This window comes from Pseudomonas sp. 05N36, from assembly GCF_056397385.1.
The window spans coordinates 196,385-221,797 of sequence record NZ_JBFTNH010000012.1; the positions used below are offsets into that span (position 1 = coordinate 196,385).

23 protein-coding genes are annotated in these 25,413 nt (G+C 60.3%); 11 read left to right on the forward strand and 12 right to left on the reverse strand.

Annotated elements, in window-relative coordinates; all coding sequences use genetic code 11:
- Both garD and AC1DIH_RS16810 read left to right on the forward strand, forming a co-directional pair.
- Positions 1-1,554, forward strand: coding sequence for a galactarate dehydratase (gene garD / locus AC1DIH_RS16805; protein ID WP_477772527.1), 1,554 nt, complete (start codon positions 1-3; stop codon positions 1,552-1,554).
- Positions 1,555-1,710: 156 nt separating this feature from the next.
- Complete coding sequence (locus AC1DIH_RS16810) at positions 1,711-2,652, forward strand: AEC family transporter (protein WP_477772528.1); 942 nt, start codon at positions 1,711-1,713, stop codon at positions 2,650-2,652.
- A 156-nt stretch (positions 2,653-2,808) separates the two neighbouring features.
- On the opposite strand, the gene AC1DIH_RS16815 is transcribed toward AC1DIH_RS16810, so the two are convergent.
- The 6 genes from AC1DIH_RS16815 to gatC form a co-directional block, all read right to left on the reverse strand.
- The gene (locus tag AC1DIH_RS16815; RefSeq protein WP_477772529.1) at positions 2,809-3,201 is read right to left on the reverse strand and encodes a carboxymuconolactone decarboxylase family protein; all 393 of its coding nucleotides are present in this window, start codon (positions 3,199-3,201) and stop codon (positions 2,809-2,811) included.
- The gene (locus AC1DIH_RS16820; RefSeq protein ID WP_477772530.1) at positions 3,198-4,268 is read right to left on the reverse strand and encodes a calcium/sodium antiporter; all 1,071 of its coding nucleotides are present in this window, start codon (positions 4,266-4,268) and stop codon (positions 3,198-3,200) included. Before AC1DIH_RS16820 ends, AC1DIH_RS16815 begins: the two co-directional genes overlap by 4 nt.
- 50 nt (positions 4,269-4,318) lie before the next feature.
- Positions 4,319-4,693 (reverse strand): septal ring lytic transglycosylase RlpA family protein, encoded by a 375-nt coding sequence (locus tag AC1DIH_RS16825; RefSeq protein WP_477772531.1) that lies wholly within the window; start codon positions 4,691-4,693, stop codon positions 4,319-4,321.
- Between the two features lie 148 nt (positions 4,694-4,841).
- A complete protein-coding gene (gene gatB / locus AC1DIH_RS16830; protein ID WP_477767676.1) occupies positions 4,842-6,287 on the reverse strand; it encodes an Asp-tRNA(Asn)/Glu-tRNA(Gln) amidotransferase subunit GatB in 1,446 nt (481 codons plus the stop codon).
- Between the two features lie 10 nt (positions 6,288-6,297).
- On the reverse strand, positions 6,298-7,749 hold the full coding sequence (gene gatA, locus AC1DIH_RS16835) for an Asp-tRNA(Asn)/Glu-tRNA(Gln) amidotransferase subunit GatA (RefSeq protein ID WP_477772532.1): 1,452 nt from the start codon (positions 7,747-7,749) through the stop codon (positions 6,298-6,300).
- A gap of 16 nt (positions 7,750-7,765) precedes the next feature.
- Positions 7,766-8,053 carry an Asp-tRNA(Asn)/Glu-tRNA(Gln) amidotransferase subunit GatC gene (gatC, locus tag AC1DIH_RS16840; RefSeq protein WP_477772533.1) on the reverse strand — a complete coding sequence of 96 codons (288 nt, stop codon included), beginning with the start codon at positions 8,051-8,053 and terminating at the stop codon, positions 7,766-7,768.
- Between the two features lie 210 nt (positions 8,054-8,263).
- Here gatC and mreB point away from each other — a divergent pair, with 210 nt between their 5' ends.
- From mreB to tldD, 8 genes are all read left to right on the forward strand, one after another.
- Positions 8,264-9,301 (forward strand): rod shape-determining protein MreB, encoded by a 1,038-nt coding sequence (gene mreB, locus AC1DIH_RS16845; protein ID WP_002555108.1) that lies wholly within the window; start codon positions 8,264-8,266, stop codon positions 9,299-9,301.
- 143 nt (positions 9,302-9,444) lie between these two features.
- Positions 9,445-10,566 carry a rod shape-determining protein MreC gene (mreC, locus tag AC1DIH_RS16850; RefSeq protein ID WP_477772630.1) on the forward strand — a complete coding sequence of 374 codons (1,122 nt, stop codon included), beginning with the start codon at positions 9,445-9,447 and terminating at the stop codon, positions 10,564-10,566.
- Complete coding sequence (gene mreD / locus AC1DIH_RS16855) at positions 10,566-11,048, forward strand: rod shape-determining protein MreD (RefSeq protein WP_427546838.1); 483 nt, start codon at positions 10,566-10,568, stop codon at positions 11,046-11,048. The genes mreC and mreD overlap by 1 nt, the downstream gene beginning before the upstream one ends.
- Before the next feature lie 47 nt (positions 11,049-11,095).
- Entirely contained in the window at positions 11,096-11,713 is a 618-nt protein-coding gene (locus AC1DIH_RS16860; RefSeq protein WP_477772534.1) for a Maf family protein, read from the forward strand.
- A 45-nt stretch (positions 11,714-11,758) separates the two neighbouring features.
- Positions 11,759-13,216, forward strand: coding sequence for a ribonuclease G (gene rng / locus AC1DIH_RS16865; protein ID WP_054594003.1), 1,458 nt, complete (start codon positions 11,759-11,761; stop codon positions 13,214-13,216).
- Positions 13,217-13,280: 64 nt separating this feature from the next.
- Entirely contained in the window at positions 13,281-17,084 is a 3,804-nt protein-coding gene (locus AC1DIH_RS16870) for a YhdP family protein (protein ID WP_477772535.1), read from the forward strand.
- A gap of 264 nt (positions 17,085-17,348) precedes the next feature.
- The gene (locus AC1DIH_RS16875; RefSeq protein ID WP_477772536.1) at positions 17,349-18,209 is read left to right on the forward strand and encodes a carbon-nitrogen hydrolase family protein; all 861 of its coding nucleotides are present in this window, start codon (positions 17,349-17,351) and stop codon (positions 18,207-18,209) included.
- Positions 18,210-18,213: 4 nt separating this feature from the next.
- On the forward strand, positions 18,214-19,656 hold the full coding sequence (tldD, locus tag AC1DIH_RS16880) for a metalloprotease TldD (RefSeq protein ID WP_054594000.1): 1,443 nt from the start codon (positions 18,214-18,216) through the stop codon (positions 19,654-19,656).
- Positions 19,657-19,704: 48 nt separating this feature from the next.
- On the opposite strand, the gene yjgA is transcribed toward tldD, so the two are convergent.
- Positions 19,705-20,229: a ribosome biogenesis factor YjgA gene (yjgA, locus tag AC1DIH_RS16885; protein WP_054593999.1), complete on the reverse strand. Its 525-nt coding sequence runs from the start codon at positions 20,227-20,229 to the stop codon at positions 19,705-19,707.
- 108 nt (positions 20,230-20,337) lie between these two features.
- Between yjgA and pmbA the strand changes: the two genes are divergently transcribed.
- Positions 20,338-21,684, forward strand: a complete 1,347-nt coding sequence (pmbA, locus tag AC1DIH_RS16890; RefSeq protein WP_477772537.1) for a metalloprotease PmbA — start codon at positions 20,338-20,340, stop codon at positions 21,682-21,684.
- A 130-nt stretch (positions 21,685-21,814) separates the two neighbouring features.
- On the opposite strand, the gene AC1DIH_RS16895 is transcribed toward pmbA, so the two are convergent.
- From AC1DIH_RS16895 to AC1DIH_RS16915, 5 genes are all read right to left on the reverse strand, one after another.
- Positions 21,815-22,087 (reverse strand): HPr family phosphocarrier protein, encoded by a 273-nt coding sequence (locus AC1DIH_RS16895; protein ID WP_019691890.1) that lies wholly within the window; start codon positions 22,085-22,087, stop codon positions 21,815-21,817.
- A 15-nt stretch (positions 22,088-22,102) separates the two neighbouring features.
- Positions 22,103-22,960, reverse strand: coding sequence for an RNase adapter RapZ (rapZ, locus tag AC1DIH_RS16900; protein ID WP_477772538.1), 858 nt, complete (start codon positions 22,958-22,960; stop codon positions 22,103-22,105).
- Positions 22,961-22,962: 2 nt separating this feature from the next.
- Positions 22,963-23,427 carry a PTS IIA-like nitrogen regulatory protein PtsN gene (ptsN, locus tag AC1DIH_RS16905; protein WP_054593995.1) on the reverse strand — a complete coding sequence of 155 codons (465 nt, stop codon included), beginning with the start codon at positions 23,425-23,427 and terminating at the stop codon, positions 22,963-22,965.
- Between the two features lie 12 nt (positions 23,428-23,439).
- Positions 23,440-23,748 (reverse strand): ribosome hibernation-promoting factor, HPF/YfiA family, encoded by a 309-nt coding sequence (hpf, locus tag AC1DIH_RS16910; RefSeq protein WP_054593994.1) that lies wholly within the window; start codon positions 23,746-23,748, stop codon positions 23,440-23,442.
- 109 nt (positions 23,749-23,857) lie between these two features.
- The gene (locus tag AC1DIH_RS16915; protein WP_477772539.1) at positions 23,858-25,351 is read right to left on the reverse strand and encodes an RNA polymerase factor sigma-54; all 1,494 of its coding nucleotides are present in this window, start codon (positions 25,349-25,351) and stop codon (positions 23,858-23,860) included.
- Between the last annotated feature and the right edge of the window lie 62 nt (positions 25,352-25,413).

Sequence of the window (25,413 nt, forward strand, 5' to 3'; positions counted from 1 at the left end):
ATGCAGTTGATTGAACATTCCGATTCGCCGCGCTACATCCGGCTGCACGAGCGCGACAACGTGGTGATCGTGGTCAATGACCAGGGCGTACCGGCCGGCACTGAATTCCCGGACGGCTTGGTGACGTTGGAGTTCGTGCCGCAGAGCCACAAAGTAACGCTGGAGGATATCCCCGAAGGCGGCCAGGTGATCCGTTATGGCCAGACCATCGGTTACGCCTTGCAGCCGATCCCGCGTGGCAGCTGGGTCAAGGAAGATCAACTGCGCATGCCCACCGCGCCGCCGCTGGACAGCCTGCCGCTGTCCACCGAGGTGCCGGCCGCACAAGCGCCACTGGAAGGTTTCACCTTCGAGGGTTATCGCAATGCCGACGGCACCGTCGGTACGCGCAACATTCTCGGGATCACCACCACCGTGCAATGCGTGACCGGGGTGCTCGACCATGCGGTCAAGCGCATCAAGGATGAGTTGCTGCCCAAGTACCCGCACGTCGATGACGTGATCGCGTTGACCCACAGTTACGGCTGCGGCGTGGCGATTACCGCCACCGACGCCTACATCCCGATCCGCACCGTACGCAACCTGGCGCGTAACCCGAACCTGGGCGGCGAAGCGTTGGTGATCAGTCTGGGCTGCGAGAAATTGCAGGCCGGGCAGGTGATGCACGAGAACGACAGCTCGGTGGACCTCAGCGAGCCGTGGTTGTATCGCTTGCAGGATTCCAGTCACGGTTTCGGCGAGATGATCGAACAGATCATGGCGTTGGCTGAAATCCGTTTGAAGAAACTCGATCAGCGCCGCCGCGTAACCGTACCGGCATCCGAGCTGATCCTCGGCATGCAGTGCGGCGGCAGTGACGCGTTTTCCGGGATCACCGCCAACCCGGCCTTGGGTTATGCCTCGGACTTGTTGCTCAGGGCTGGGGCGACGGTGATGTTTTCCGAAGTCACTGAAGTGCGCGACGCGATCTATCTGCTGACTTCGCGGGCACAAACCAAGGAAGTCGCCCAGGAACTGGTGCGCGAAATGGATTGGTACGACCGCTACCTGGCCAAGGGCGAAGCGGATCGCAGTGCCAACACCACGCCGGGTAACAAGAAAGGCGGGTTGTCGAACATTGTCGAAAAATCCCTGGGCTCGATCGTCAAATCCGGCAACAGCGCGATCAACGGCGTGCTCGGCCCTGGCGAACGCTTCAAGCGCAAAGGGCTGATTTTTTGTGCGACACCGGCCAGTGATTTTGTCTGCGGCACCTTGCAACTGGCGGCCGGGATGAACCTGCACGTATTCACCACCGGGCGCGGCACGCCTTATGGCCTGGCGATGGCGCCGGTGGTCAAGGTCTCGACCCGAACCGAACTGGCCCAGCGTTGGCCGGACCTGATTGACATCGATGCCGGACGGATTGCCACTGGACGCGCTTCCATCGAAGAGTTGGGCTGGGAGTTGTTTCACTTCTATCTGGACGTGGCCAGCGGCAGGAAACACACCTGGGCGGAGCGGCACAAACTGCACAACGACATTACCTTGTTCAACCCGGCGCCTATCACGTAGGACCGCGTTATCGTTCATCGCGAGCAGGCTCGCTCCCACAAGGATGGCGCTGAACCTGTGGGGGCGAGCCTGCTCGCGATGGAGGTCTACCAGACGCCAGCGTCCTCGGTGGCTTATCATTAGCCCCCTAACGACGCCCCTCAAGGTTCACCCGGCATGCTGGCAATCTTTCTCGAAACGCTGACCATCACCGCGCCAGTCTTTGCCATGCTGTTTTTGGGCGTTCTGCTCAAGCGCATCAACTGGATCAACGACGACTTTATCCACACCGCTTCGGCGTTGGTGTTCAACGTCACCATGCCGGCGCTGCTGTTTCTCGGGATTGTGCACGCCGACCTGCACGCGGCCTTGAAACCGGCGCTGCTGATCTACTTTGCACTGGCGACCCTGGCGTGTTTCGCCATTGCCTGGGGCTGGGCGATCTGGCGTTGCCCGCGAGAGGATCGCGGGATCTACACCCAAGGCGCGTTTCGCGGCAACAACGGGGTCATCGGCCTGGCGTTGGCGGCGAGCATGTACGGCGCCTACGGGATTTCCCTCGGGGCGATTCTTGCCGCGCTGGTGATCCTGTTTTACAACACGCTGTCGACCATCGTGCTGGCGGTGTACAGCCCGGTGATCAAGTCCGATCCCTGGAGCATCTGCAAAAGCGTGCTCAGCAATCCGCTGATCATCAGTGTGATATCTGCCGCACCGTTCGCTTATTTCAAGATCGGCCTGCCAGGCTGGCTGGAAACGTCCGGCAACTACCTGGCGCAGATGACCTTGCCGCTGGCGTTGATCTGCATTGGCGGCACGCTGTCGCTGGCGGCGTTACGCAAGAGTGGTGACCTGGCGTTGAGTTCAAGTCTGGTGAAGATGGTCGGCTTGCCGATCCTGGCCACGCTGGGGGCCTGGCTCTGGGGTTTTCGCGGTCCCGAGTTGGGGATTTTGTTCCTGTACTTCGGCAGCCCGACGGCCGCCGCCAGTTTTGTCATGGCCCGGGCGGCCAATGGCAACCATGAACTGGCGGCGGCGATCATCGTCATCACCACGTTGATGGCGGCGGTCACCACCAACCTCGGGATCTTTGTGTTGCAGTGGGGCGGGTGGATCTAATGCCGAGGTTTTTGGTGTTCTTCAGGGCCAATCGCGAGCAGGCTCGCTCCCACAGTGGATTTTCGGCGCGCACAGATAGTGTGTTCGACGCAGATCAAATGTGGGAGCGAGCCTGCTCGCGATAGCCATTTTGCAGGCGCCCAGGATGCCAGCGTCTTACTCAGGCTTCTGGTAACTGTCGATCACTTCCTGCGCCGCCCGAAACGCTTCCATCGCTGCTGGCACACCAGCGTAGACCGCGCAATGCAGCAGCGTTTCGCGGATCTCGTCGACCGTGCAGCCGTTGTTCAGCGCGCCACGCACGTGGCCTTTGAGTTCTTGCGGGCACTTGAGCGAGGTCAGGGCCGCGAGGGTGATCAGGCTGCGGGTCTTCAATTCCAGGCCACCGCGGTTCCATACCGCGCCCCAGGCGTGTTCGTTGACGAACTCCTGAAACGGTCGGGTCAGCTCGGTGGCATTGCCCATGGAGCGGTCGACGAAGGCGTCGCCCATGACCTGGCGGCGTACCTCAATGCCGGTCGGTTTGCTGGAGTCGGGTTTGTCGGTCATGGCGATTCCCTCTTGTGGTGTTGGCGGCGCCAGGCGCGCAGTGACGTAAACAGCAAAAACACCACCAGCGCCGGCAGGACGAAAAACAGCATCAGGTGTTCAAGCTTGCCGGCCAGTGGCATGCCGGTGGTAAACGACACGACATGCAGCCCATACGCCAGGTACAAGGCCAGGAACAGCAGGCCTTCGGCGCGGGTGATTCGATAGCCGGAATAGAACATCGGCAAACACAGCACGCTGACCGCCAGCAGCACCGGCAAGTCGAAATCCAGTGCATTGGGCGATACCGACAGCGGCGTCGGCGCGACCAGGGCGGTGACGCCCAGCACGCCCAGCAGGTTGAACAGGTTGCTGCCGATCACGTTGCCCACGGCGATGTCGCGCTGACCACGCAAGGCAGCGATCAGCGAGGTGGCGAGTTCCGGCAGCGACGTGCTGACGGCAATGATGGTCAAACCGATGATGCGTTCTGACAGGCCGAGTTCGGTCGCCACCTCGACCGCTGCACTGAGCAGTAGATGCCCGGCCAACACCAGCAACGCCAGCCCCGTGAGCATCAGCAACACGCTGCTCAACCACGGCGCGCCGGATGCGTTGGCGCTGTCCGCCGGGGTGGTCTGCGGGTGCACCGAGTGCCGCGACTGGCGCAGCAACAACCCGAGGTAAAGCACCAGCGCGGCTAACAGGATGGTGCCGTCGAGCGGCGTCAGTCGTTCATTCCAGGCGAGGGCGAACACCAGCAGGCTGGCGCCGATCATCACCGGGATATCCAGGCGCACCAACTGCCGGGAGACCCGCAACGGGATGATCAGCGCCGAGAGTCCGAGGGTGACCAGGATGTTGAAGATGTTGCTGCCAATCACGCTACCGACGGCGATGTCGGTGTTTTGCATCAGGGTCGCTTGCAGGCTGACCGCCATTTGCGGCGCGCTGCTGCCGAGGGCGACGACGCTCAGGCCGATGATCAACGGACGCACCTTCAAGCGTGCGGCCAGGCGCACGGCGGCGCGGACCAGTAACTCGGCGCCGGCGATCAGCAGGACCAGGCCACCGAACAGTTGCAGCACGCTGAGCAGTGGTAAATCGGCAAGTCCGAAAATAACCTGGGCTCCGTCAGTCAGTTGTCGAGCGATTGCACGCGAACCCGCGCGGTGCCACTGCCCAGCATGCCCAACCGCTGGGCCGCTTCACGAGACAGATCGATCAGGCGCCCACGGGTATGTGGCCCGCGATCGTTGATACGCACGACACAGGATTTATCGTTATTGAGGTTGGTGACCTTCACCCGGGTGCCAAAGGGTAGCTGGCGATGGGCAGCGGTCAGGGAATTGGCGTTGAAACGCTCGCCACTGGCGGTGCGTTTACCTTGGTGTTTGGCACCGTAGTACGAGGCCACGCCGGTCTTGTCGTAACCGCGTGGATCAATGACATCGGTGCTGGCGCAACCGGCCAGCAGAGAGAGCAGGGCGCACGCGCCAAGTAGACGTTTCATTAACGGTACCCCTGTAACAAATGTGGGAGCGAGCCTGCTCGCGATGGCGGAATGTCTGTCACATCGATGGTGGATGTGCCGCCGTCATCGCGAGCAGGCTCGCTCCCACAGGAGGGTGAGCCAGGCTTTAAATCTGGCTCCATTCCGGTCAGCCCTCGAGCTTGCTTTTCAGCAGTTCGTTGACCTGTTGCGGGTTGGCTTTGCCTTTGGAGGCTTTCATCGCCTGGCCCACGAAGAAGCCGAACATCTTGCCGCGTTTGGCTTCGTCAGCCGCGCGGTACTGTTCAACCTGTTCGGCGTTGGCTGCGAGCATTTCGTCGAGTACGGCCGAGATTGCGCCGCTGTCGGTGACCTGCTTCAAGCCGCGCTTGTCGATGATCTCGTCCGCGCTGCCTTCACCGTTGGCCATGGCTTCGAACACAGTCTTGGCGATTTTGCCGGAGATGGTGTTGTCCTTGATGCGCAACAGCATGCCGCCCAACTGCTCGGCCGAGACCGGTGCTTCGTCGATTTCCAGGCCTTGCTTGTTCAGCAGGCTGCCCAGTTCGACCATGACCCAGTTGGCCGCCAGTTTGGCGTCGCCGGCGATGCTCACGACTTTTTCGAAGTAGTCGGCTTGCTCGCGGCTCGAGGCCAATACGCTGGCATCGTAGACCGACAGGCCGAACTGCTCCTGGAAGCGCTCGCGTTTTTGCGGTGGCAGTTCCGGCAGGGTGGCGCGGATGTCATTGAGGAACGAGTCCTCGATGACCACCGGCAACAGGTCCGGATCGGGGAAGTAACGGTAGTCGTTGGCTTCCTCTTTGCTGCGCATGGCGCGGGTTTCGTCTTTGTTCGGGTCGTACAGGCGCGTCTGCTGGATCACTTTGCCGCCGTCTTCGATCAGTTCGATCTGGCGACGTACTTCGGTGTTGATCGCCTTCTCGATGAAACGGAACGAGTTGACGTTCTTGATCTCGCAGCGCGTGCCGAACTCGACCTGGCCTTTTGGACGGACCGACACGTTGCAGTCGCAACGCAGCGAACCTTCGGCCATGTTGCCGTCGCAGATGCCCAGATAACGCACCAGCGCGTGGATCGACTTGACGTAGGCCACGGCTTCCTTGGCGCTGCGCATGTCCGGTTCGGAAACGATCTCGAGCAACGGCGTGCCGGCACGGTTCAGGTCGATGCCGGTGGCGCCGTTGAATTCTTCGTGCAGGCTTTTACCGGCGTCTTCTTCCAGGTGCGCGCGGGTGATGCCGACGCGTTTGACCGTGCCGTCTTCCAGCGGGATGTCCAGGTGGCCCTTGCCGACGATCGGCAATTCCATCTGGCTGATCTGGTAGCCCTTCGGCAGGTCCGGATAGAAGTAGTTCTTGCGGGCGAACACGTTGTGCTGGCCGATTTCGGCGTCAATCGCCAGGCCGAACATCACCGCCATGCGCACCGCTTCCTGGTTCAGCACCGGCAGTACGCCGGGCATGCCCAGGTCTACCAGGCTGGCCTGGGTATTGGGCTCAGAGCCAAATGTAGTGGCGCTGCCGGAGAAAATCTTCGATTGGGTGGCGAGCTGGGTATGAATCTCCAGCCCGATCACGACTTCCCATTGCATGTGTTTCTCCTCAGAAGCCTGTCGGGGTGCGGGTGTGCCAGTCGGTGTTCAACTGGTACTGGTGCGCAACGTTGAGCAAGCGGCCTTCCTGGAAATACGGGGCGAGCAATTGCACGCCAACCGGCAGACCATCGACGAAACCGGCTGGCATCGACAGGCCCGGCAGGCCCGCGAGGTTGGCGGTGATGGTGTAGACGTCTTCCAGGTACGCAGCGACCGGGTCGCTGTTCTTGGCGCCGAGTTTCCAGGCCGGGTTCGGCGTGGTTGGGCCGAGGATGATGTCGACTTCATTAAAGGCTGCCATGAAATCGTTTTTCACCAGGCGGCGGATTTTTTGCGCCTTCAGGTAGTAGGCATCGTAGTAGCCGGCCGACAGCGCGTAGGCACCGACCATGATCCGGCGCTGCACTTCCGGGCCGAAACCTTCGCCGCGCGAACGCTTGTAGAGGTCGGTCAGGTCTTTCGGGTTTTCGCAGCGATAGCCGAAACGCACGCCGTCGAAACGCGACAGGTTGGAGGAGGCTTCGGCCGGGGCGATCACGTAGTACGCAGGAATCGCGTGCTGCATGTTCGGCAGGCTGATTTCCTTGACCACCGCGCCGAGCTTTTCCAGCTCCTTGATGCTGTTCTGAACCAGTTCGGCGATACGCGGGTCGAGACCTGCCCCGAAGTACTCCTTCGGTACGCCGATGCGCAGGCCTTGCAGCGAGCCGTTGAGGCCGGCGCTGTAGTCCGGCACGGGTTCGTCGATGCTGGTGGAGTCTTTCGGGTCGAAACCGGCCATCCCTTGCAGCAGGATCGCGCAGTCTTCAGCGGTGCGCGCCAACGGGCCACCCTGATCGAGGCTGGACGCGTAAGCGATCATGCCCCAGCGCGAAACACGACCGTACGTCGGTTTCAGGCCGGTGAGGTTGGTGAAGGCGGCCGGCTGTCGGATAGAACCGCCGGTGTCGGTGGCCGTCGCTGCTGGCAACAGACGAGCGGCAACGGCCGCCGCTGAACCACCGGACGAACCGCCGGGTACGTGCTCCAGGTTCCACGGGTTTTTCACCGCGCCGTAGTAGCTCGACTCGTTGGCCGAACCCATGGCGAATTCGTCCATGTTGGTCTTGCCCAGGGTCACGGCCCCGGCAGCGGCCAGCTTGGCGACCACGGTGGCGTCATACGGGGCCTTGAAGTTGTCGAGCATCTTCGAGCCGCAGCTGGTGCGGATGCCCAGGGTGCAGAACAGGTCTTTATGAGCGATCGGCGCGCCGAGCAGGGCGCCGCTCTCACCGTTGGCCCGGCGCACGTCAGCGGCTTTCGCCTGCTGGAGCGCCAGGTCTTCGGTGAGGCTGATGAAGCTGTTGAGCTGAGGGTCGAGCTGGGCGATACGCGCCAGCAGCACTTTGGTCAGCTCTTCGGAAGAAAACTTTTTGTCGGCGAGTCCGCGGGCGATCTCGGCCAGAGTCAATTGATGCATTGCAGGCTCTTTCCCTTTAGTCGATGACTTTCGGAACCAGATACAGGCCGTTTTCGACCGCTGGTGCGATGGACTGATAGGCCTCGCGGTGATTGGACTCGGTCACGACGTCTGCACGCAGGCGCTGACTGGCTTCCAGTGGGTGGGCCAGAGGCTCGATACCGTCGGTATCGACAGCCTGCATTTCGTCGACCAGCCCGAGAATGCTGTTCAGGGCCGAAGTGATGTGTGGAAGATCGGCATCATCAAGGCCAAGGCAGGCCAGATGAGCGATTTTTTCCACGTCGGAGCGTTCAAGCGCCATGGGATTCTCCAGTGGAAAACAGAACGGACGCTGTCCGTGTGTTAGATTGTCGGAACACTACCGCATTTCTACGGTCATAAGGCCGCGATTGAGGGGGTTGGTGCACAGAAAAGCGGCCAATTTAACATATTGGCGCCTTGCCCAAAATCCCTGTCGTTGTTAGAGTTTGCCGCACTTTTTTACCCACGCGTTGCCTAGGGTCCCTTTCCCATGTTCAAGAAACTGCGTGGCATGTTTTCCAGCGATCTTTCCATTGACCTGGGCACTGCCAACACCCTTATTTACGTGCGCGAGCGCGGTATCGTCCTGAATGAACCATCGGTTGTGGCCATTCGGACCCACGGTAATCAGAAAAGTGTCGTTGCTGTCGGCACCGAGGCCAAGCGCATGCTCGGCCGTACACCGGGCAACATTGCTGCCATTCGTCCGATGAAGGACGGCGTTATTGCCGACTTCAGCGTCTGCGAAAAGATGCTGCAGTATTTTATCAACAAGGTTCACGAAAACAGCTTTTTGCAGCCTAGCCCTCGTGTGCTGATCTGCGTTCCATGCAAATCCACTCAGGTCGAGCGTCGTGCCATCCGTGAATCGGCGCTGGGTGCCGGTGCCCGTGAAGTGTTCCTGATCGAAGAGCCAATGGCCGCTGCGATCGGTGCCGGCCTGCCGGTTGAAGAAGCGCGCGGTTCGATGGTCGTCGATATCGGTGGTGGTACCACTGAAATCGCGCTGATCTCCCTGAACGGTGTGGTTTACGCCGAATCCGTACGGGTTGGCGGCGACCGCTTCGACGAAGCGATCATCACTTACGTGCGTCGCAACTACGGCAGCCTGATCGGCGAGTCCACCGCCGAGCGCATCAAACAGGAAATCGGCACGGCCTACCCGGGCGGTGAAGTTCGCGAAGTCGACGTTCGCGGCCGTAACCTGGCTGAAGGCGTTCCACGTGCATTCACCCTGAACTCCAATGAAGTGCTGGAGGCTCTGCAAGAGTCCCTGGCAACCATCGTTCAGGCCGTGAAAAGCGCGCTGGAGCAATCCCCGCCGGAATTGGCGTCGGATATCGCCGAGCGTGGCCTGGTACTGACTGGAGGTGGCGCCTTGCTGCGTGACCTCGACAAGTTGCTGGCCCAGGAAACCGGTCTGCCGGTGATCGTTGCTGAAGATCCGCTGACCTGCGTTGCCCGCGGCGGTGGCCGTGCATTGGAAATGATGGATAAACACACCATGGACCTGCTCTCCAGCGAATAATTTCGCCGGAGGCTTCTATGCTGTTCCGCGCGCAGGCAGCACTTTGCAGTGCTGCCTGTTGGCGTTTATCTTCTGTCAGTCTGCATCCAGGCCGGTTTGATGGCGTATGAATAAAGAGAACATTTGCCTGGGAGGAGCGGCTTATTAAACCGCTTTTCGCCAAAGGCCCCTCAATGGGCGTGCGCTTTCTGGTGCTGGCCGTGCTATCGGTCGCGCTGATGGTGGTCGATGCCCGCTTTGAAGTGCTCAAGCCTGCGCGCAGTCAGATGTCGCTGGTCTTGATGGATGCCTATTGGATCACCGACCTGCCGGAGCGGTTGTGGCAGGGTGTGAGCAGTCAATTTGGCAGCCGTACCGAACTGGTCGCCGAAAACGAAAAACTCAAGACTGAAAACCTGCTGCTGCAGGGGCGCATGCAAAAGCTTGCGGCCTTGACCGAGCAGAACGTTCGGCTGCGCGAGTTGCTCAACTCGTCGGCCCTGGTTAACGAGAAGGTCGAAGTGGCCGAGTTGATCGGCGTCGATCCCAACCCTTTCACCCATCGCATCATCATCAACAAAGGTGAGCGCGACGGCGTAGTACTCGGCCAGCCGGTGCTCGATGCCCGTGGTCTGATGGGGCAGGTAGTCGAGTTGATGCCCTACACCTCGCGGGTGTTGCTGCTGACTGACACCACCCACAGCATTCCCGTGCAAGTGAACCGTAACGGTTTGCGGGCGATTGCCAGCGGCACCGGTAACCCGGAACGCCTGGAATTGCGTCACGTGGCGGACACGGCTGACATTAAGGAAGGCGACTTGCTGGTGAGTTCCGGTCTCGGCCAGCGTTTCCCGGCCGGTTACCCGGTGGCGACCGTCAAGGAAGTGATCCACGATTCCGGCCAGCCGTTCGCCATCGTGCGTGCAGTGCCGACCGCAGCGCTCAACCGCAGTCGTTACATGTTGCTGGTGTTCAGCGATAGCCGCACCCCGGAAGAGCGCGCCAACGAAGCTGCCCAGGCCCAGGACGCAGATCAGCATCCCGGCGGTGCGGCATTTGTGCCAGCCACCGTACCAAAACCTGCCGCCACTATTGCCCCGGCGCCCGCTGCCACGGCAGTTGCGCCAGCAACGGCAACACCCGCGGCGGCCAAGCCTGCGAGCAAACCTTCGACCCCGGCCAAGCCTGCTGCGCGTTCCGCGGCAGTCAAACCGGCAGCGGTCGCCAAGCCGGCGGCCAAACCGCCTGCCGCGGCGCCTGAAGCCACCACTCAGGGGAGAGAATAATGGCCAGTACCCGCTCCCGTAATGGCTGGATGATCTGGCTGACATTTGTCATCGGCTTGTTGCTCAGCATCGTACCGTTCCCGCATGTCGAAATATTACGTCCGATGTTCCTCGCGCTACCGTTGGCGTATTGGGCATTGGAAGTGCCGCAGAAAGTCGGGATGCTCACGGCCTGGTGTCTGGGCATGGCGCAAGACGTGCTGTTCGGAACCTTGCTGGGGCACAATGCGCTGATTCTGACCCTGATCACCTTTTTGATCATGACGCTGCGGCCGCGTTTACGGATGTTTCCGATGTGGCAGCAAAGCCTGGTGATCCTGGTGATCCTGGGGCTCGCGCAACTGCTGCAATTGTGGCTCAGCGCCTTGACCGGTAACCGTCAGACGCTGGCCGTACTTTTGCCTGCACTGATCAGCGCCTTGCTCTGGCCCTGGGTCAGCTTCGGATTGCGTGGGTTGAGCCGCCGCTACAAAATCCATTAATTTATTCGGTCAGGCATTAGCCCGCACCTCGACAGGGAGATGTCTTGATGAATCCGCTATACCTCGCCTCGGGCTCGCCGCGTCGGCGTGAACTGCTCACGCAGATCGGCGTGCCGTTCACCGCCATCAGCGCGGACATCGATGAAACCCCACTGACTAACGAGTCCCCTGCGGCCTATGTCGAGCGCCTGGCGCGCAGCAAGGCCGAGGCCGGTTGTGCGTTGCTGGCGCTCAACCAGCCGGGTGCGCCCGTTTGTGTGTTGGGTGCCGATACGGCCGTGGTGCTCGATGGGCAGATACTGGGCAAACCGCTCGACGAGGCCGAAGGGCTGAGCATGTTGATGAACCTGTCGGGGCGTGAACATGAAGTGCTGACCGCCATCGCTGTGCTTGATGGCCAGTATTGCGAATCACGCGTGGTGCGCAGTCTGGTGCGTTTTCGCTTCATCAGTCATAAAGAGGCAGCGGCCTACTGGGCCAGCGGCGAGCCACAGGACAAGGCTGGCGGCTATGGCATTCAGGGTCTTGGTGCGGTGTTTGTCGCGGCACTCAACGGCAGTTATTCCGCCGTGGTTGGCCTGCCGCTGTGCGAAACCGCGGAACTGCTCGGCCATTTCGGCATACCCTGTTGGCAAAACCTTGTCGCGCGCCAAGCGCCGTACTGATTTGATGCGGCCATAATCGTGAATATGCCTGAACGAGACCCTGCCATGAGTGAAGAGATTCTGATCAACATCACGCCGATGGAATCGCGCGTGGCGGTGGTCGAAAACGGTGTCCTGCAAGAGGTTCATGTCGAGCGCACCCAGCGTCGCGGGATTGTCGGCAACATTTATAAAGGCAAGGTCGTTCGCGTTCTGCCAGGCATGCAGGCGGCATTCGTCGATATCGGCCTGGATCGGGCAGCCTTTATCCACGCCTCGGAAATCTCCCTGCGTGAAGGCCCGGCGGTGGAGAGCATCAGCGCACTGGTGCATGAAGGCCAGAGCCTGGTGGTGCAGGTCACCAAGGATCCGATCGGCTCCAAGGGCGCGCGCCTGACGACCCAATTGTCGATTCCCTCGCGCTATCTGGTGTACATGCCGCGCACGGCTCACGTCGGTATCTCGCTGAAAATCGAGGACGAAACCGAGCGTGAACGCCTCAAGCAAGTGGTCACCGATTGTGTCGCGAAGGAAGGCATCAAGGAGGCCGGCGGTTTTATTCTGCGCACCGCGGCTGAAGGCGCCGGTGCCGATGAGATCCTGATGGACATTCGCTACTTGCGCCGCCTCTGGGATCAGATTGGCACGCAGATCAAGACTGTCAGTGCACCGAACGTAATCTACGAAGACCTCGGCCTTGCCCTGCGGACCTTGCGCGATCTGGTCAGCCCGAAGATCGAGAAAATCCGTATCGACTCGCGGGAAACCTTCCAGAAAACCACCCAGTTCGTTGCCGAGCTGATGCCGGAAATCGCCGACCGTCTGGAGCACTATCCGGGCGAACGGCCGATTTTCGATCTGTATGGCGTCGAGGATGAAATTCAAAAGGCCCTGGAGCGCAAAGTGCCGCTCAAGTCCGGCGGCTATCTGGTGGTCGATCCGGCAGAAGCCATGAGCACCATCGATGTGAACACCGGCGCTTTTGTCGGGCACCGCAATCTTGAAGAAACCATCTTCAAAACCAACCTGGAAGCGGCCACCGCGATTGCCCGGCAACTGCGCCTGCGCAATCTCGGCGGGATCATCATCATCGACTTCATCGATATGGAAGATGAGGAGCATCAGCGCCAGGTGCTGCGTACGCTTGAGAAACAGCTGGAGCGCGATCACGCCAAGACCAACATCATCGGCATCACCGAGTTGGGCCTGGTGCAGATGACGCGCAAGCGCACGCGCGAAAGTCTCGAGCAGGTGCTCTGCGAACCGTGCAGCAGTTGCCAGGGTCGTGGCAAGCTCAAGACCCCGGAAACCGTGTGTTATGAAATCTTCCGGGAGATCCTGCGTGAAGCTCGCGCCTATCAGGCTGAAGGCTATCGTGTACTGGCTAACCAGAAGGTGGTTGACCGTTTGCTTGACGAAGAGTCGGGTAATGTCGCGGAACTTGAAGGTTTTATCGGGCGAACCATTCGTTTTCAGGTTGAAACCATGTACTCCCAGGAACAATACGACGTGGTGCTGCTCTGATCCGCTGTGTTATTAACGGCCGGCTTCAGCTTGCTGCACTTTTTCGCCATGGGAGCCAACCGACATGGATCGTCTGATCCGCATTTTGACCATATTGACCCGCTGGGGGCTGGGGCTTTGTGCGTTATTGCTGGTGCTGGCGGCGCTGTACAGCAGCCTCGGTCGCGAGCTGATTCCGCTGGTGGCCGAGTATCGCGCGGATGTTGAAGCCAAGGCTCGTGAAGCGCTGGGCATGCCCTTGCACATCGGCAGCCTGGAAGGCCGCTGGAGTGGCATGGCGCCGATTTTGCTGGCGCATGACGTGGTGGTCGGTGAGGGGGCCAATGCCTTGCACCTGGATCAGGTACGGGTGGTGCCGAATGTCTGGACCAGCTTGCTGGCGCGTGCGGTGCGGATCGAACACCTGGAACTCAACGGCCTGAAGATCAGCCTCAAGCAAGGCCCGCAGGGGCAATGGACGCTTGAAGGCTTGCCGGTGCGGGAGAATCAGCCGCTGGACCCCGAGCAGTTGCTCAACCGCATGCAGATCGTGGAGCAGCTGTCGGTACTCGACAGCCAGGTCACCTTGCTACCGGTCGACCACGTGCCGCTGACCCTGACCTATGTCGGCCTGAATCTTAAAACCGCTATCAGCCAGCAGCGCCTCGACGTCCGGTTGACTTTGCCTGACGGCCAGCCGCTGGCCATGAGCCTGAGCAGCCGGACTCAAGCCAGTCAGTGGAAAGAGGCTGAAATCGATGCCTACCTGAGCTTGCCGCAAAGTGATTGGTCGAAATGGTTGCCCGAGAGCCTGACCGGGAAATGGAATTTCTCCGAGATCAAGGCCGGTGGCGAGCTCTGGGTTAACTGGAGCAAGGGGGCCCTGCAGCGTGCTGCGCTTCGTCTCAATGCACCGCAACTCAACGGTGCCTACGCCGAGCGCAAGCCGATCCAGATCAACAATCTGGCGCTCAATGGGTATTTCCAGCGCAATACCGAAGGTTTCCAGGTGTCGTTCGACTCCCTGGCCATGAGMCTGGAGGGCATCCGCTGGGAAACCCGTCTGCAACTTCAGCAGACCGCGACCACTGACACGACCTCCGAGCTCTGGCACCTGCAAGCCGACCGTTTCGACCTCACGCCGATAACACCCTTGCTCAATGCCTTGGGACCACTGCCCAAAGACTTTGCCACGGTGGTCGAACGGCTGAAGGTCACCGGTGCGTTGCGCAATGTGTTGATCGACATCCGGCCCGAAGCGACCGATGACAGCAAATTCAGCTTTGYCGCCAATCTGGAGCGTGTCGGGTTTGATGCTTATCAYGGTGCTCCGGCGGCGCGTAACGTTTCCGGGAGCATCAGCGGTGACCTCGGCAAGGGTGAGCTGCGCATGGACAGCAAGGATTTTTCCCTGCACCTGGACCCGATCTTTGCCAAGCCATGGCAGTACATCCAGGCGAATGCCCGGCTGACCTGGAAACTCGATCAACAAGGTTTCACCCTGATCGCGCCGTACCTGAAGGTGCTGGGCGAAGAAGGCAAGATTGCCGGCGACTTCCTGATTCGCCTGCATTTCGATCACACCCAGGAAGACTACATGGACCTGCGGGTCGGTCTGCTGGAAGGTGATGGACGCTACACCGCCAAGTACCTGCCCAAGGTCTTGAGCCCTGCGCTCGACGAATGGCTGCGTACGGCAATTCTCAAAGGCGCGGTGGATGAAGGTTTCTTCCAGTATCAGGGTTCGCTGAACCACGATGCGGTCGCCGCGGCGCGCAGCATCAGCCTGTTCTTCAAAGTGCATGACGCCGAACTGGCCTTCCAGCCGGGTTGGCCGCATGTCGGCAAGGTCAGCGGCGATGTGTTCATCGAGGACAGTGGGGTGCGCATTCTGGCCAGCAAGGGCCAGTTGCTCGACACTCAGGTTCACGATATTTACGTCAACATCCCCCATGCGCCTGCCGGACAGAACCCGCACCTGTTCCTCGATGGGACGTTCGACGGTGGTCTGGGAGATGGCCTGAAGATTCTTCAGGACGCACCGATCGGTACCGGTTCGACCTTCGCCGGTTGGCAGGGCGAGGGTGATCTGCAGGGTAGCCTGAAACTGGATATCCCCTTGGCCAAGGGCGAAGAACCGAAGATTGTGGTCGACTTCAAAACCGCCAGGTCGCGTCTGAAGCTGAGTGATCCTGTGCTTGAGCTGACGCAGCTCAAAGGTGATTTCCGCTTTGACAGTGCCAAGGGGCTCAGCGGCCAGAACATTACGGCACAGGCCTTTGAGCGACCGATCAGTGCGCAGATCTATGCCGATGGCAGTCCCGGCAACTTCAATACCCGGGTCACCGCCAGTGGCAAGGTGGCGGTGAAAAAACTCACCGATTGGCTGAACGTCACTCAGCCGTTGCCGGTTTCCGGGACGATCCCTTATCAGTTGCAGCTCAACCTCGACGGCCCCGACAGCCAGTTGAGGGTCAGCTCCAGCCTCAAGGGCGTAGCCGTCGATTTGCCGGCACCGTTCGGCATGTCCGCCGCGCAAGGCCGCGACACGGTGTTCCGCATGACCCTGCAAGGGCCGGAGCGGCGCTACTGGCTCGACTATGGTGATCTGGCAGACTTCACTTACGCGGCGCCCAGCGGCAATTTTGCCGCTGGCCGTGGCGAGTTGTTCCTGGGTAACGGCAGTGCGCAGTTGCCGGGCGATAAAGGCTTGCGCATACGGGGCGTGCTGTCGGAGCTGGATGTCGAACCATGGAAAGCCCTGATTGATCGGTACGCCGGGCAGGATCCGGGCGGCAATGCCAAGCAACTGCTCAGTGGCGCAGACTTCAAGGTCGACAAGCTAACGGGGTTTGGTACCACGCTGGATCAGGCCCGCCTGCAACTGGATCGCAAGCCGACGGCCTGGGCGTTGCAACTCGATAGCCAGCAGGCCAAAGGCACTGTAGGAATTCCCGACGCCAAGTCTGCACCGGTTGCGATCAACCTGCAATACGTGCGGTTGCCGGCGCCTGATCCGAAGGTGCAGGCCGACGAGAATGCACCGGATCCGCTGGCGTCGGTCGACCCAACGAAAATTCCTGCACTGGATATCAAGATTGACGAGCTGTATCAGGGCACTGACCTGGTCGGCGCCTGGTCGCTGAAGGTCCGCCCGGTCGTCAAGGGCATTGCCTTCAACAGCATGAATCTGGGCCTCAAGGGCATGCGGTTGCAGGGTGCGGGTGGCTGGGAAGGCGTGGCGGGTGCCAGCAGCAGTTGGTACAAGGGACGCATCGAGGGCAAGAACCTGGGCGATGTGCTCAAGGGCTGGGGGTTCGCACCGACAGTGACCAGCGAAGAGTTCCATATGGACATCGACGGCCGTTGGCCTGGCTCGCCGGCCTGGGTCGGACCGAAGCGTTACTCCGGTAGCCTGGATGCGACGCTACGCAAAGGTCAGTTCGTCGAAGTCGAAGGTGGCGCGCAGGCGTTGCGGGTGTTTGGCCTGCTCAACTTCAACTCGATCGGCCGTCGCTTGCGCCTGGACTTCTCCGACCTGTTCGGTAAAGGCCTGAGTTACGACCGGGTCAAGGGCCTGCTGGTAGCCAGCGATGGGGTGTATGTCACTCGTGAGCCGATCATCATGACCGGCCCGTCGAGCAACCTGGAGCTCAACGGTACGCTGGACCTGGTGGGTGACAGGGTCGATGCGAATCTGTTGGTGACCTTGCCATTGACCAATAACCTGCCAATTGCCGCACTGATCGTCGGTGCGCCAGCGGTAGGCGGTGCGCTGTTTCTGATCGACAAACTGATCGGTGATCGCGTGGCGCGCTTTGCCAGCGTCAAATACACCATCAAAGGTCCGTGGAAAGAGCCGAAAATCACTTACGACAAACCTTTTTGACACTCTTTTTCAGAACGCACTCTCCAAGCCTATGGAGTAGCATGGTTATAGGCTTTTTTGTGTCGTTGCGTACGCTCCCTGTAGCAGCTGGCGAAGCCTGCGTTCGGCTGCGCAGCAGTCGTAAATTCGGAATGCACGGTTTACCTGAAAAACCGCGGTGTTTGATATTACGACTGCTCTGCAGCCGAACGCAGGCTACGCCAGCTGCTACGGGTATTTGCAAGGCAGATGCAAAGCGATTAGAGATCAAATAAGGAAAGGGCCATGTCTCTTGCGGTGATTCAAATGGTCAGCCAGAGCGATGTGCCGGCCAACCTGATCCAGGCTCGGCACCTGCTCGAGCAAGCGGCGGCGGGCGGTGCGCGACTGGCGGTATTGCCGGAAAACTTTGCGGCCATGGGCCGTCGCGACATCGCCGACATCGGTCGCGCCGAAGCCTTGGGCGAAGGCCCGATCCTGCCCTGGTTGAAACAGACCGCTAGTGACCTCAAGTTATGGATAGTGGCCGGCACCTTGCCGTTACCGCCGGTGGATCAACCGCAGGCGAAGTCCAATGCCTGCTCGTTACTGATCGATGAGCACGGTGAAGCGGTGGCGCGCTATGACAAGCTGCATTTGTTCGATGTCGATGTGGCGGACAATCGCGGACGCTACCGTGAATCCGATGACTATGCTCATGGCAGTAAGGTAGTGGTTGCCGATACGCCGGTCGGTCGGGTTGGCCTGACGGTTTGCTACGACTTGCGCTTTCCAGAGCTGTACAGCGAATTGCGCGCCGCCGGGGCAGAGTTGATTACTGCACCGTCAGCGTTTACGGCGGTAACGGGCGCGGCCCATTGGGAAGTGTTGATTCGAGCGCGGGCCATCGAAACCCAGTGTTACGTGTTGGCGGCCGCCCAGGGTGGCACTCATCCGGGGCCGCGTGAAACCTTTGGCCATGCGGCAATTGTTGACCCGTGGGGGCGCGTGCTGGCGGAACAGGATCAAGGCGAGGCCGTGCTGCTGGCCGAACGCGATAGCAGCGAACAGGCGTCCATCCGGGCGCGGATGCCGGTGTCGAGTCACCGGCGCTTTTTCTCGCAGGGCGCGCAGCGACCTGCCTCAGAACGTGGAATTAAGGCGTAAACCTATGAGCGAGTTGTTGTCCTCAGTCAGTGAACATCTGCTTGCGCCGGGCGGCGTGACGATCGAGAACCTGCAAAGCGTGTTGGGTGACCTGGCCGGCCCGGGCATCGATGCGGCCGACCTGTATTTCCAGGGACAGATCTCCGAGTCCTGGGCGCTCGAAGACGGTATCGTCAAGGAAGGCAGCTTCAACCTCGATCAGGGTGTCGGCGTGCGTGCGCAATCGGGTGAAAAAACCGGTTTTGCCTACAGCAATGCGATCACCCTCGAAGCCCTGGGCCTGGCGGCCCGTGCCGCGCGTTCTATCTCCCGTGCCGGGCAAAACGGTACGGTGCAGGCGTTCAGTACCCAGGACGTTGCCCGATTGTATGGGCCCGATAACCCGCTGGAAGTAATGACCCGCGCCGAGAAAGTCGAGCTGCTCAAGCGTATCGACGTGGCCACTCGCGCGCTCGATCCGCGTATCCAGCAAGTCACCGTGAGCATGGCCGGGGTCTGGGAGCGGATTCTGGTGGCCTCCACCGACGGTGGTCTGGCGGCGGATATACGACCGCTGGTGCGCTTCAATGTCAGTGTGATCGTCGAGCAGAACGGTCGTCGCGAACGCGGTGGCCATGGCGGCGGCGGGCGTACCGATTACCGCTATTTCCTCGCTGAAGACCGTGCCATGAGCTACGCCCGTGAGGCATTGCGCCAGGCGCTGGTGAATCTCGAAGCCATTCCGGCACCGGCCGGTACCTTGCCGGTGGTTCTGGGGTCGGGCTGGTCCGGCGTGTTGCTGCACGAAGCGGTCGGTCATGGTCTGGAAGGTGACTTCAACCGCAAAGGCAGTTCGGCCTACAGCGGCCGCATGGGTGAAATGGTTGCCTCCAAACTCTGCACCATCGTCGATGACGGCACACTGGCCGGTCGCCGTGGCTCGCTGAGTATCGACGACGAAGGCACCCCGACCGAGTGCACCACACTGATCGAAAACGGCGTGCTCAAGGGCTACATGCAGGACAAACTCAATGCTCGCCTGATGGGCTTGGCGCGCACGGGCAACGGTCGTCGCGAGTCTTATGCGCACCTGCCGATGCCGCGCATGACCAACACGTACATGCTGGGTGGCGAAAGCGATCCGGCAGAAATCATTGCTTCGGTGAAGAAGGGCATCTACTGCGCCAACCTGGGCGGTGGTCAGGTCGACATCACCAGCGGCAAGTTCGTGTTCTCCACCAGCGAGGCGTACCTGATCGAGGACGGCAAGATTACCGCGCCGGTCAAAGGTGCAACGTTGATCGGTAACGGTCCGGAGGCCATGAGCCGGGTGTCGATGGTCGGTAACGATCTGGCGCTGGACAGCGGGGTAGGGACGTGCGGCAAGGATGGTCAGTCGGTGCCGGTGGGTGTCGGCCAGCCAACCTTGAAAATCGACGCGATCACCGTGGGTGGCACGGGCGCGTAAGGGATGGAGCCTGGGGTGCGCGGCATGGCCGAACACCCCGGTCGAAGACTAACGCAAACCGCGTTGAGTCTCGTCCAGCTCACGGATGTACTTGAAGATTTTTCGGCTGGAAGCAGGAGGCTTGCTTTGGGCAAGCTCATGCTGGGCCTGACGGATCATGGAGCGCAGTTGCTGGCGATCCGCGTCCGGGTAGTCGACGACGAACTTTTCCAGTACGGCATCGTCGCCTGCGATCAAGCGATCGCGCCAGCGTTCCAGACCGTGGAAACGTTCGTTGTACTGGCGAGTGGAGGCATCGAGTTGGTCAAGCAGCACCAAAATGGCGCTGGTGTCCTGATCGCGCATCAGCTTGCCGATGAACTGCAGGTGCCGTTTACGCGCGATATTCGCGGTGTGCTTGGGCGCATCGGCCAGGGCCCGGCGCAAAGCGTCGGTCAACGGCAGTTTTGCCAGCAAGTCAGGCTTGAGTGTTGTAAGGCGCTCGCCAAGGTCAACCAGAGCATGCAGCTCGCGTTTGACCTGGGATTTGCTTTTTTCTCCCCCGTCGAGGGAGTCGTCGTAAGAATCAACCATGGTGGCAGTCCGCAAAGAAACGCCGCCATGATAACCAGTCGGGGGCCGCTTGTCCGGCCCGGTCGCTCGATGACCTTAACCGAAAGCAGAATTTGAGTGGAGAACAGCATGAGTGCAGTTGAAAGCGTCGGCCCACAAGCGTTGCCGGCACTGCAAGAGCAAGTCGAGCATATCATCGCCGAAGCCAGGCGCCAGGGTGCCAGCGCCTGCGAAGTGGCTGTGTCTCTGGAGCAAGGCCTGTCGACCACGGTGCGTCAGCGGGAAGTTGAAACCGTTGAGTTCAACCGTGACCAGGGTTTTGGCATCACCTTGTATGTGGGCCAGCGCAAAGGCTCGGCCAGCACCTCGGCCAGTGGTCCCGAGGCCATTCGTGAAACCGTCGCCGCCGCCTTGGCCATCGCCAGGCACACCTCCGAAGATGAACACTCGGGCCTGGCCGACGCCGCGCTGATGGCCAAGGACTTGCCGGACTTCGACCTGTTCCACGAATGGGACATCAGCCCTGAGCAAGCGATCGAGCGGGCGCTGGCCTGTGAAGCGGCAGCGTTTGCCACCGACAGCCGGATCAAGAACGCCGATGGCACCACCTTGAGCACTCACCAGGGCTGCCGCGTCTATGGCAACAGCCATGGCTTTATCGGGGGTTATGCGTCGACGCGTCACAGCCTGAGCTGCGTGATGATCGCCGAAGCCGACGGCCAGATGCAGCGCGACTATTGGTATGACGTCAATCGCCAGGGCAACTTGCTGGCCGATCCGGTGAGCATTGGCCAGCGTGCGGCGCAACGGGCAGCCAGTCGCTTGGGCGCGCGTCCGGTGCCGACCTGCGAAGTGCCGGTGCTGTTTTCCGCGGAACTGGCGGGCGGTTTGTTCGGCAGTTTCCTCGGCGCAATTTCGGGCGGCAATCTGTACCGCAAGTCGTCGTTCCTCGAAGGTGCGCTGGGCCAGAAACTGTTTCCTGAATGGCTGACTATCGATGAGCGTCCACACCTGATGCGCGCCTTGGGCAGTTCGGCATTCGATGGCGATGGTCTGGCGACGTACGCCAAGCCGTTCGTCGAGAAGGGTGAGTTGGTGTCTTACGTGCTGGGTACGTATTCCGGACGCAAACTCGGCATGCCAAGCACTGCCAACGCCGGTGGCGTGCACAATCTGTTCGTTACCCACGGTGATGAAGACCAGGCGGCGCTGTTGCGGCGCATGGGGCGTGGCTTGCTGGTGACCGAATTGATGGGGCAAGGTTTGAACATGGTCACCGGTGACTACTCCCGTGGCGCGGCGGGTTTCTGGGTCGAAAACGGTGAAATCCAGTTCGCGGTCCAGGAGGTGACTATCGCCGGCAACATGCGCGATATGTTCAAGCAGATCATTGCCGTGGGTAATGACCTGGAACTGCGCAGCAACATTCGCACGGGCTCGGTGTTGATCGAGCGGATGACCGTAGCGGGCAGCTAAGCGCTGCTGCCATACGAAAAAAAGCGCGCCCCCCATTGGGTGACGCGCTTTTTTATTGCCTGACGCGAATCCTGTGGTGAGGGAGCAAGCTCCCTCACTACACAAGCCTGCTCGCCAAAAGGTTGGGCGCTTACTCGCCTTCGTCGAAGAAGTTGTTGATCAGCGCCACCAATGCGTCCATCGCTTCCTGCTCCTGTTCACCTTCAGTGCTCAGGTGGATCTTGGTGCCTTTGCCAGCAGCGAGCATCATCATGGCCATGATGCTTTTGCCGTCGACCATGGATTGCGGGGTGCGTCCGGCCCTGATCTGGCACGGGAACTGACCTGCGACGCCAACGAATTTGGCTGAAGCGCGGGCATGCAGACCCAGTTTGTTGATGATTTCAATTTCCAGAGCAGGCATCGCGGTGTGAATCCTTTAGCTAAGGTCGCGGTGGCGAACCTGGACGTTCTTCAGGGATTGTTGCAGGACCTGGCCCAGACGTTCGGTCAGGTAGACGGAGCGGTGATGCCCGCCGGTGCAGCCAATGGCGATGGTGACGTAAGCGCGGTTGCTGGCAGCAAAGCGCGGCAGCCATTTGAGCAGGTAAGTGGAGATGTCCTGGAACATCTCTTCGACATCCGGCTGAGCCGCCAGATATTCGGCAACCGGCTGGTCCAGCCCGGATTGCGCGCGCAGTTCCTGCTTCCAGTACGGGTTCGGCAAGCAACGTACGTCGAACACCAGATCGGCATCCACCGGCATGCCGCGCTTGAAACCGAAGGATTCCACCAGAAACGCAGTGCCCGGCTCTGGCTGGTTCAAGAGGCGCAGCTTGATGGTATCGCGCAGCTGATACAGGTTCAGATTGGTGGTATTGACCTTGAGGTCTGCCAAGTCGGCAATCGGTCCGAGCAGGTTGGTCTCGTCTTCGATGGCTTCGGCCAGCGAGCGGTTGGCGTTGCTCAGCGGGTGGCGACGACGGGTTTCCGAGAAGCGCTTGAGCAAGGTTTCTTCGTCGGCGTCCAGATACAGCACATCGCATTGAATGTGCCGGCTGCGCACCTCTTCCAGGAGTTCCGGGAAACGTGACAGGTGGCTCGGCAGGTTGCGCGCATCGATGGAAACCGCAACCAGCGGTTGCGCCAGTTCGGTGTGAATCAGTGCGCGCTCGGCCAGTTCCGGTAACAGGCCGGCCGGCAGGTTGTCGATGCAGTAGTAACCGTTGTCCTCCAGTACATCGAGGGCGGTACTTTTACCCGAGCCAGAACGGCCGCTGACGATGATCAAGCGCATGATTAGTGACCGTTCTGCTCGTCGAGGACAACCTGGTACAAGGCTTCATTACTTTTTGCGCTGCGCAGGCGATCGCGGACTTCTTTACGATCGAGCATGCTGGCGATCTGGCGGAGCAGTTCCAGGTGCGCATCGGTAGCGGCTTGCGGGACCAGCAGAACGAATAGCAGGTCGACCGGAGCACCGTCGATGGCGTCGAAATCTATAGGAGCGTCCAGGTGCATCAAGGCACTGATGGGCGACTCGCAACCTTTGAGGCGGCAGTGGGGGATGGCGATGCCGTTGCCAAAACCGGTGGAACCGAGTTTTTCACGGGCGACCAGACTCTCAAAGACATCCTGCATGGCCAGACCCGGCACTTCGCGGGCGATCAGGTTGGCAATTTGTTCGAGGGCTTTCTTTTTACTGCCGCCCGGCACGTTCACCAAGGAACGGCCGGGGGTCAGGATGTTTTCAAGTCGGATCATGGGTTGGGAGTGTTAACGACCGGTCGCGCCCTGAAGGAGGCTCTGGGTCTTTTCCTTATGCTTTTTGAGTTGTTTATCCAGCTTGTCGGTCAGGGCGTCGATCGCGGCATACATGTCGTTATGCTCAGCGTTGGCGACCACTTCTCCACCGGGGATATGCAGCGTGGCTTCGATTTTCTGCAGCAGCTTCTCGACGGTCAACGTGACCTGCACATTGGTGATCTTGTCGAAATGCCTTTCTAATCGGTCGAGTTTTTCGCCGATGTAGATGCGCAGGGGTTCGGTCACTTCCAGTTGGTGTCCACTGATGTTGACTTGCATACAGCTTCTCCTTCGTTGCCAGTGCATAAGGCGGCAGGCTGGCTTGCCTGCCACTAGAGCGTGTCCGAAAAGTTTTCGAACACACCCTGGAACGCTATGGCGCAGCCCGTCACATCAACCGCTTGCGTTCGCTCGAAGGCGCGATCCCCAGGGACTCGCGGTACTTGGCGACGGTGCGGCGGGCCACCTGAATGCCTTGTGCCTCCAGTAAACCAGCGATCTTGCTGTCACTCAACGGCTTTTTCTGATTTTCCGCGGCAACCAGTTTTTTGATGATCGCGCGGATCGCTGTGGACGAGCATTCACCGCCCTCAGAGGTGCTGACATGGCTTGAGAAAAAATATTTCAGTTCATAAATACCGCGTGGGGTATGCATGAATTTTTGCGTGGTCACTCGTGAAATCGTCGACTCGTGCATGCCGACCGCTTCAGCAATGTCATGCAGGACCAACGGCTTCATGGCCTCATCGCCGTACTCAAGGAAGCCGCGTTGGTGCTCGACGATCTGGGTAGCGACTTTCATCAGGGTTTCGTTGCGGCTTTGCAGGCTCTTGATGAACCAGCGCGCTTCCTGCAACTGATTGCGCATGAAGGTGTTGTCGGCGCTGGTGTCGGCGCGGCGGACAAAGCCGGCGTACTGCGGGTTGACGCGCAGACGCGGAACCGACTCCTGGTTCAGCTCCACCAGCCAGCGCTCGTTGTCTTTGCGCACGATGACGTCGGGAACCACGTACTCGGCTTCGCTGGACTCGATTTGCGAGCCCGGACGCGGATTCAGGCTTTGCACCAGTTCGATGACCTGGCGCAGCTCATCTTCCTTGAGCTTCATGCGGCGCATCAGTTGGCTGTAGTCGCGGCTGCCCAGCAGGTCGATGTAATCGATGACGAGGCGCTTGGCCTCGGCCAGCCAAGGGGTCTTGGCGGGCAATTGACGCAGTTGCAGCGACAGGCATTCGCTGAGGTTGCGTGCGCCGATACCGGCCGGCTCGAATTGCTGGATGCGATGCAGGACGGCTTCGATCTCGTCGAGTTCGATGTCCAGTTCCGGATCGAAAGCCTCGAGGATTTCTTCGAGGGTTTCGTCCAGATAGCCCTGATTGTTGATGCAGTCGATCAGGGTTACCGCGATCAGTCGATCGGTGTCGGACATTGGCGCCAGGTTCAATTGCCAGAGCAGATGGCTCTGCAGGCTTTCGCCGGCGGAAGTGCGAGTGGTGAAATCCCATTCGTCGTCATCGTTGCTCGGCAGGCTGCTGGCGCTGGTCTGGTAAACGTCTTCCCAGGCGGTGTCGACCGGCAGCTCGTTAGGGATGCGCTCGTTCCAGTCGCCTTCCTCGAGGTTATCGACCGTAGGCGCGGTTTCCTGGTAGGAGGGTTCCTGGATGTCTGCGTTGGGTTTTTGCTCGATGTTGTCCGCCATCGGGTCGGCGTTATCGAAGTCGTCGCCTTCTTCCTGGCGTTCGAGCATTGGATTGGACTCCAGTGCCTCCTGGATTTCCTGTTGCAGGTCCAGGGTCGACAATTGGAGCAGGCGGATGGCCTGTTGCAGCTGCGGTGTCATCGTCAGCTGCTGGCCCATTCTCAAGACTAGCGATGGTTTCATGGCAGGGGCTTAACACCTTATTCGCCGGCGCACATGCGCCATCCACTACAGGGCGCCGGAGC

What these genes read in the sequence shown, in the direction of transcription:
- garD (WP_477772527.1), top strand. Translation starts at nt 1, where the DNA reads ATGCAGTTGATTGAACATTCCGATTCGCCGCGCTACATCCGGCTGCAC.
- gatA (WP_477772532.1), bottom strand. Translation starts at nt 7,749, where the DNA reads ATGCATCAATTGACTCTGGCCGAGATCGCCCGCGGACTCGCCGACAAA.
- rapZ (WP_477772538.1), bottom strand. Translation starts at nt 22,960, where the DNA reads ATGCGCTTGATCATCGTCAGCGGCCGTTCTGGCTCGGGTAAAAGTACC.
- mreD (WP_427546838.1), top strand. Translation starts at nt 10,566, where the DNA reads ATGGCCAGTACCCGCTCCCGTAATGGCTGGATGATCTGGCTGACATTT.
- AC1DIH_RS16810 (WP_477772528.1), top strand. Translation starts at nt 1,711, where the DNA reads ATGCTGGCAATCTTTCTCGAAACGCTGACCATCACCGCGCCAGTCTTT.
- AC1DIH_RS16825 (WP_477772531.1), bottom strand. Translation starts at nt 4,693, where the DNA reads ATGAAACGTCTACTTGGCGCGTGCGCCCTGCTCTCTCTGCTGGCCGGT.
- rng (WP_054594003.1), top strand. Translation starts at nt 11,759, where the DNA reads ATGAGTGAAGAGATTCTGATCAACATCACGCCGATGGAATCGCGCGTG.
- pmbA (WP_477772537.1), top strand. Translation starts at nt 20,338, where the DNA reads ATGAGTGCAGTTGAAAGCGTCGGCCCACAAGCGTTGCCGGCACTGCAA.
- AC1DIH_RS16860 (WP_477772534.1), top strand. Translation starts at nt 11,096, where the DNA reads ATGAATCCGCTATACCTCGCCTCGGGCTCGCCGCGTCGGCGTGAACTG.
- yjgA (WP_054593999.1), bottom strand. Translation starts at nt 20,229, where the DNA reads ATGGTTGATTCTTACGACGACTCCCTCGACGGGGGAGAAAAAAGCAAA.
- AC1DIH_RS16915 (WP_477772539.1), bottom strand. Translation starts at nt 25,351, where the DNA reads ATGAAACCATCGCTAGTCTTGAGAATGGGCCAGCAGCTGACGATGACA.
- hpf (WP_054593994.1), bottom strand. Translation starts at nt 23,748, where the DNA reads ATGCAAGTCAACATCAGTGGACACCAACTGGAAGTGACCGAACCCCTG.
- gatC (WP_477772533.1), bottom strand. Translation starts at nt 8,053, where the DNA reads ATGGCGCTTGAACGCTCCGACGTGGAAAAAATCGCTCATCTGGCCTGC.
- AC1DIH_RS16875 (WP_477772536.1), top strand. Translation starts at nt 17,349, where the DNA reads ATGTCTCTTGCGGTGATTCAAATGGTCAGCCAGAGCGATGTGCCGGCC.
- AC1DIH_RS16895 (WP_019691890.1), bottom strand. Translation starts at nt 22,087, where the DNA reads ATGCCTGCTCTGGAAATTGAAATCATCAACAAACTGGGTCTGCATGCC.
- gatB (WP_477767676.1), bottom strand. Translation starts at nt 6,287, where the DNA reads ATGCAATGGGAAGTCGTGATCGGGCTGGAGATTCATACCCAGCTCGCC.
- ptsN (WP_054593995.1), bottom strand. Translation starts at nt 23,427, where the DNA reads ATGATCCGACTTGAAAACATCCTGACCCCCGGCCGTTCCTTGGTGAAC.
- AC1DIH_RS16815 (WP_477772529.1), bottom strand. Translation starts at nt 3,201, where the DNA reads ATGACCGACAAACCCGACTCCAGCAAACCGACCGGCATTGAGGTACGC.
- tldD (WP_054594000.1), top strand. Translation starts at nt 18,214, where the DNA reads ATGAGCGAGTTGTTGTCCTCAGTCAGTGAACATCTGCTTGCGCCGGGC.
- mreB (WP_002555108.1), top strand. Translation starts at nt 8,264, where the DNA reads ATGTTCAAGAAACTGCGTGGCATGTTTTCCAGCGATCTTTCCATTGAC.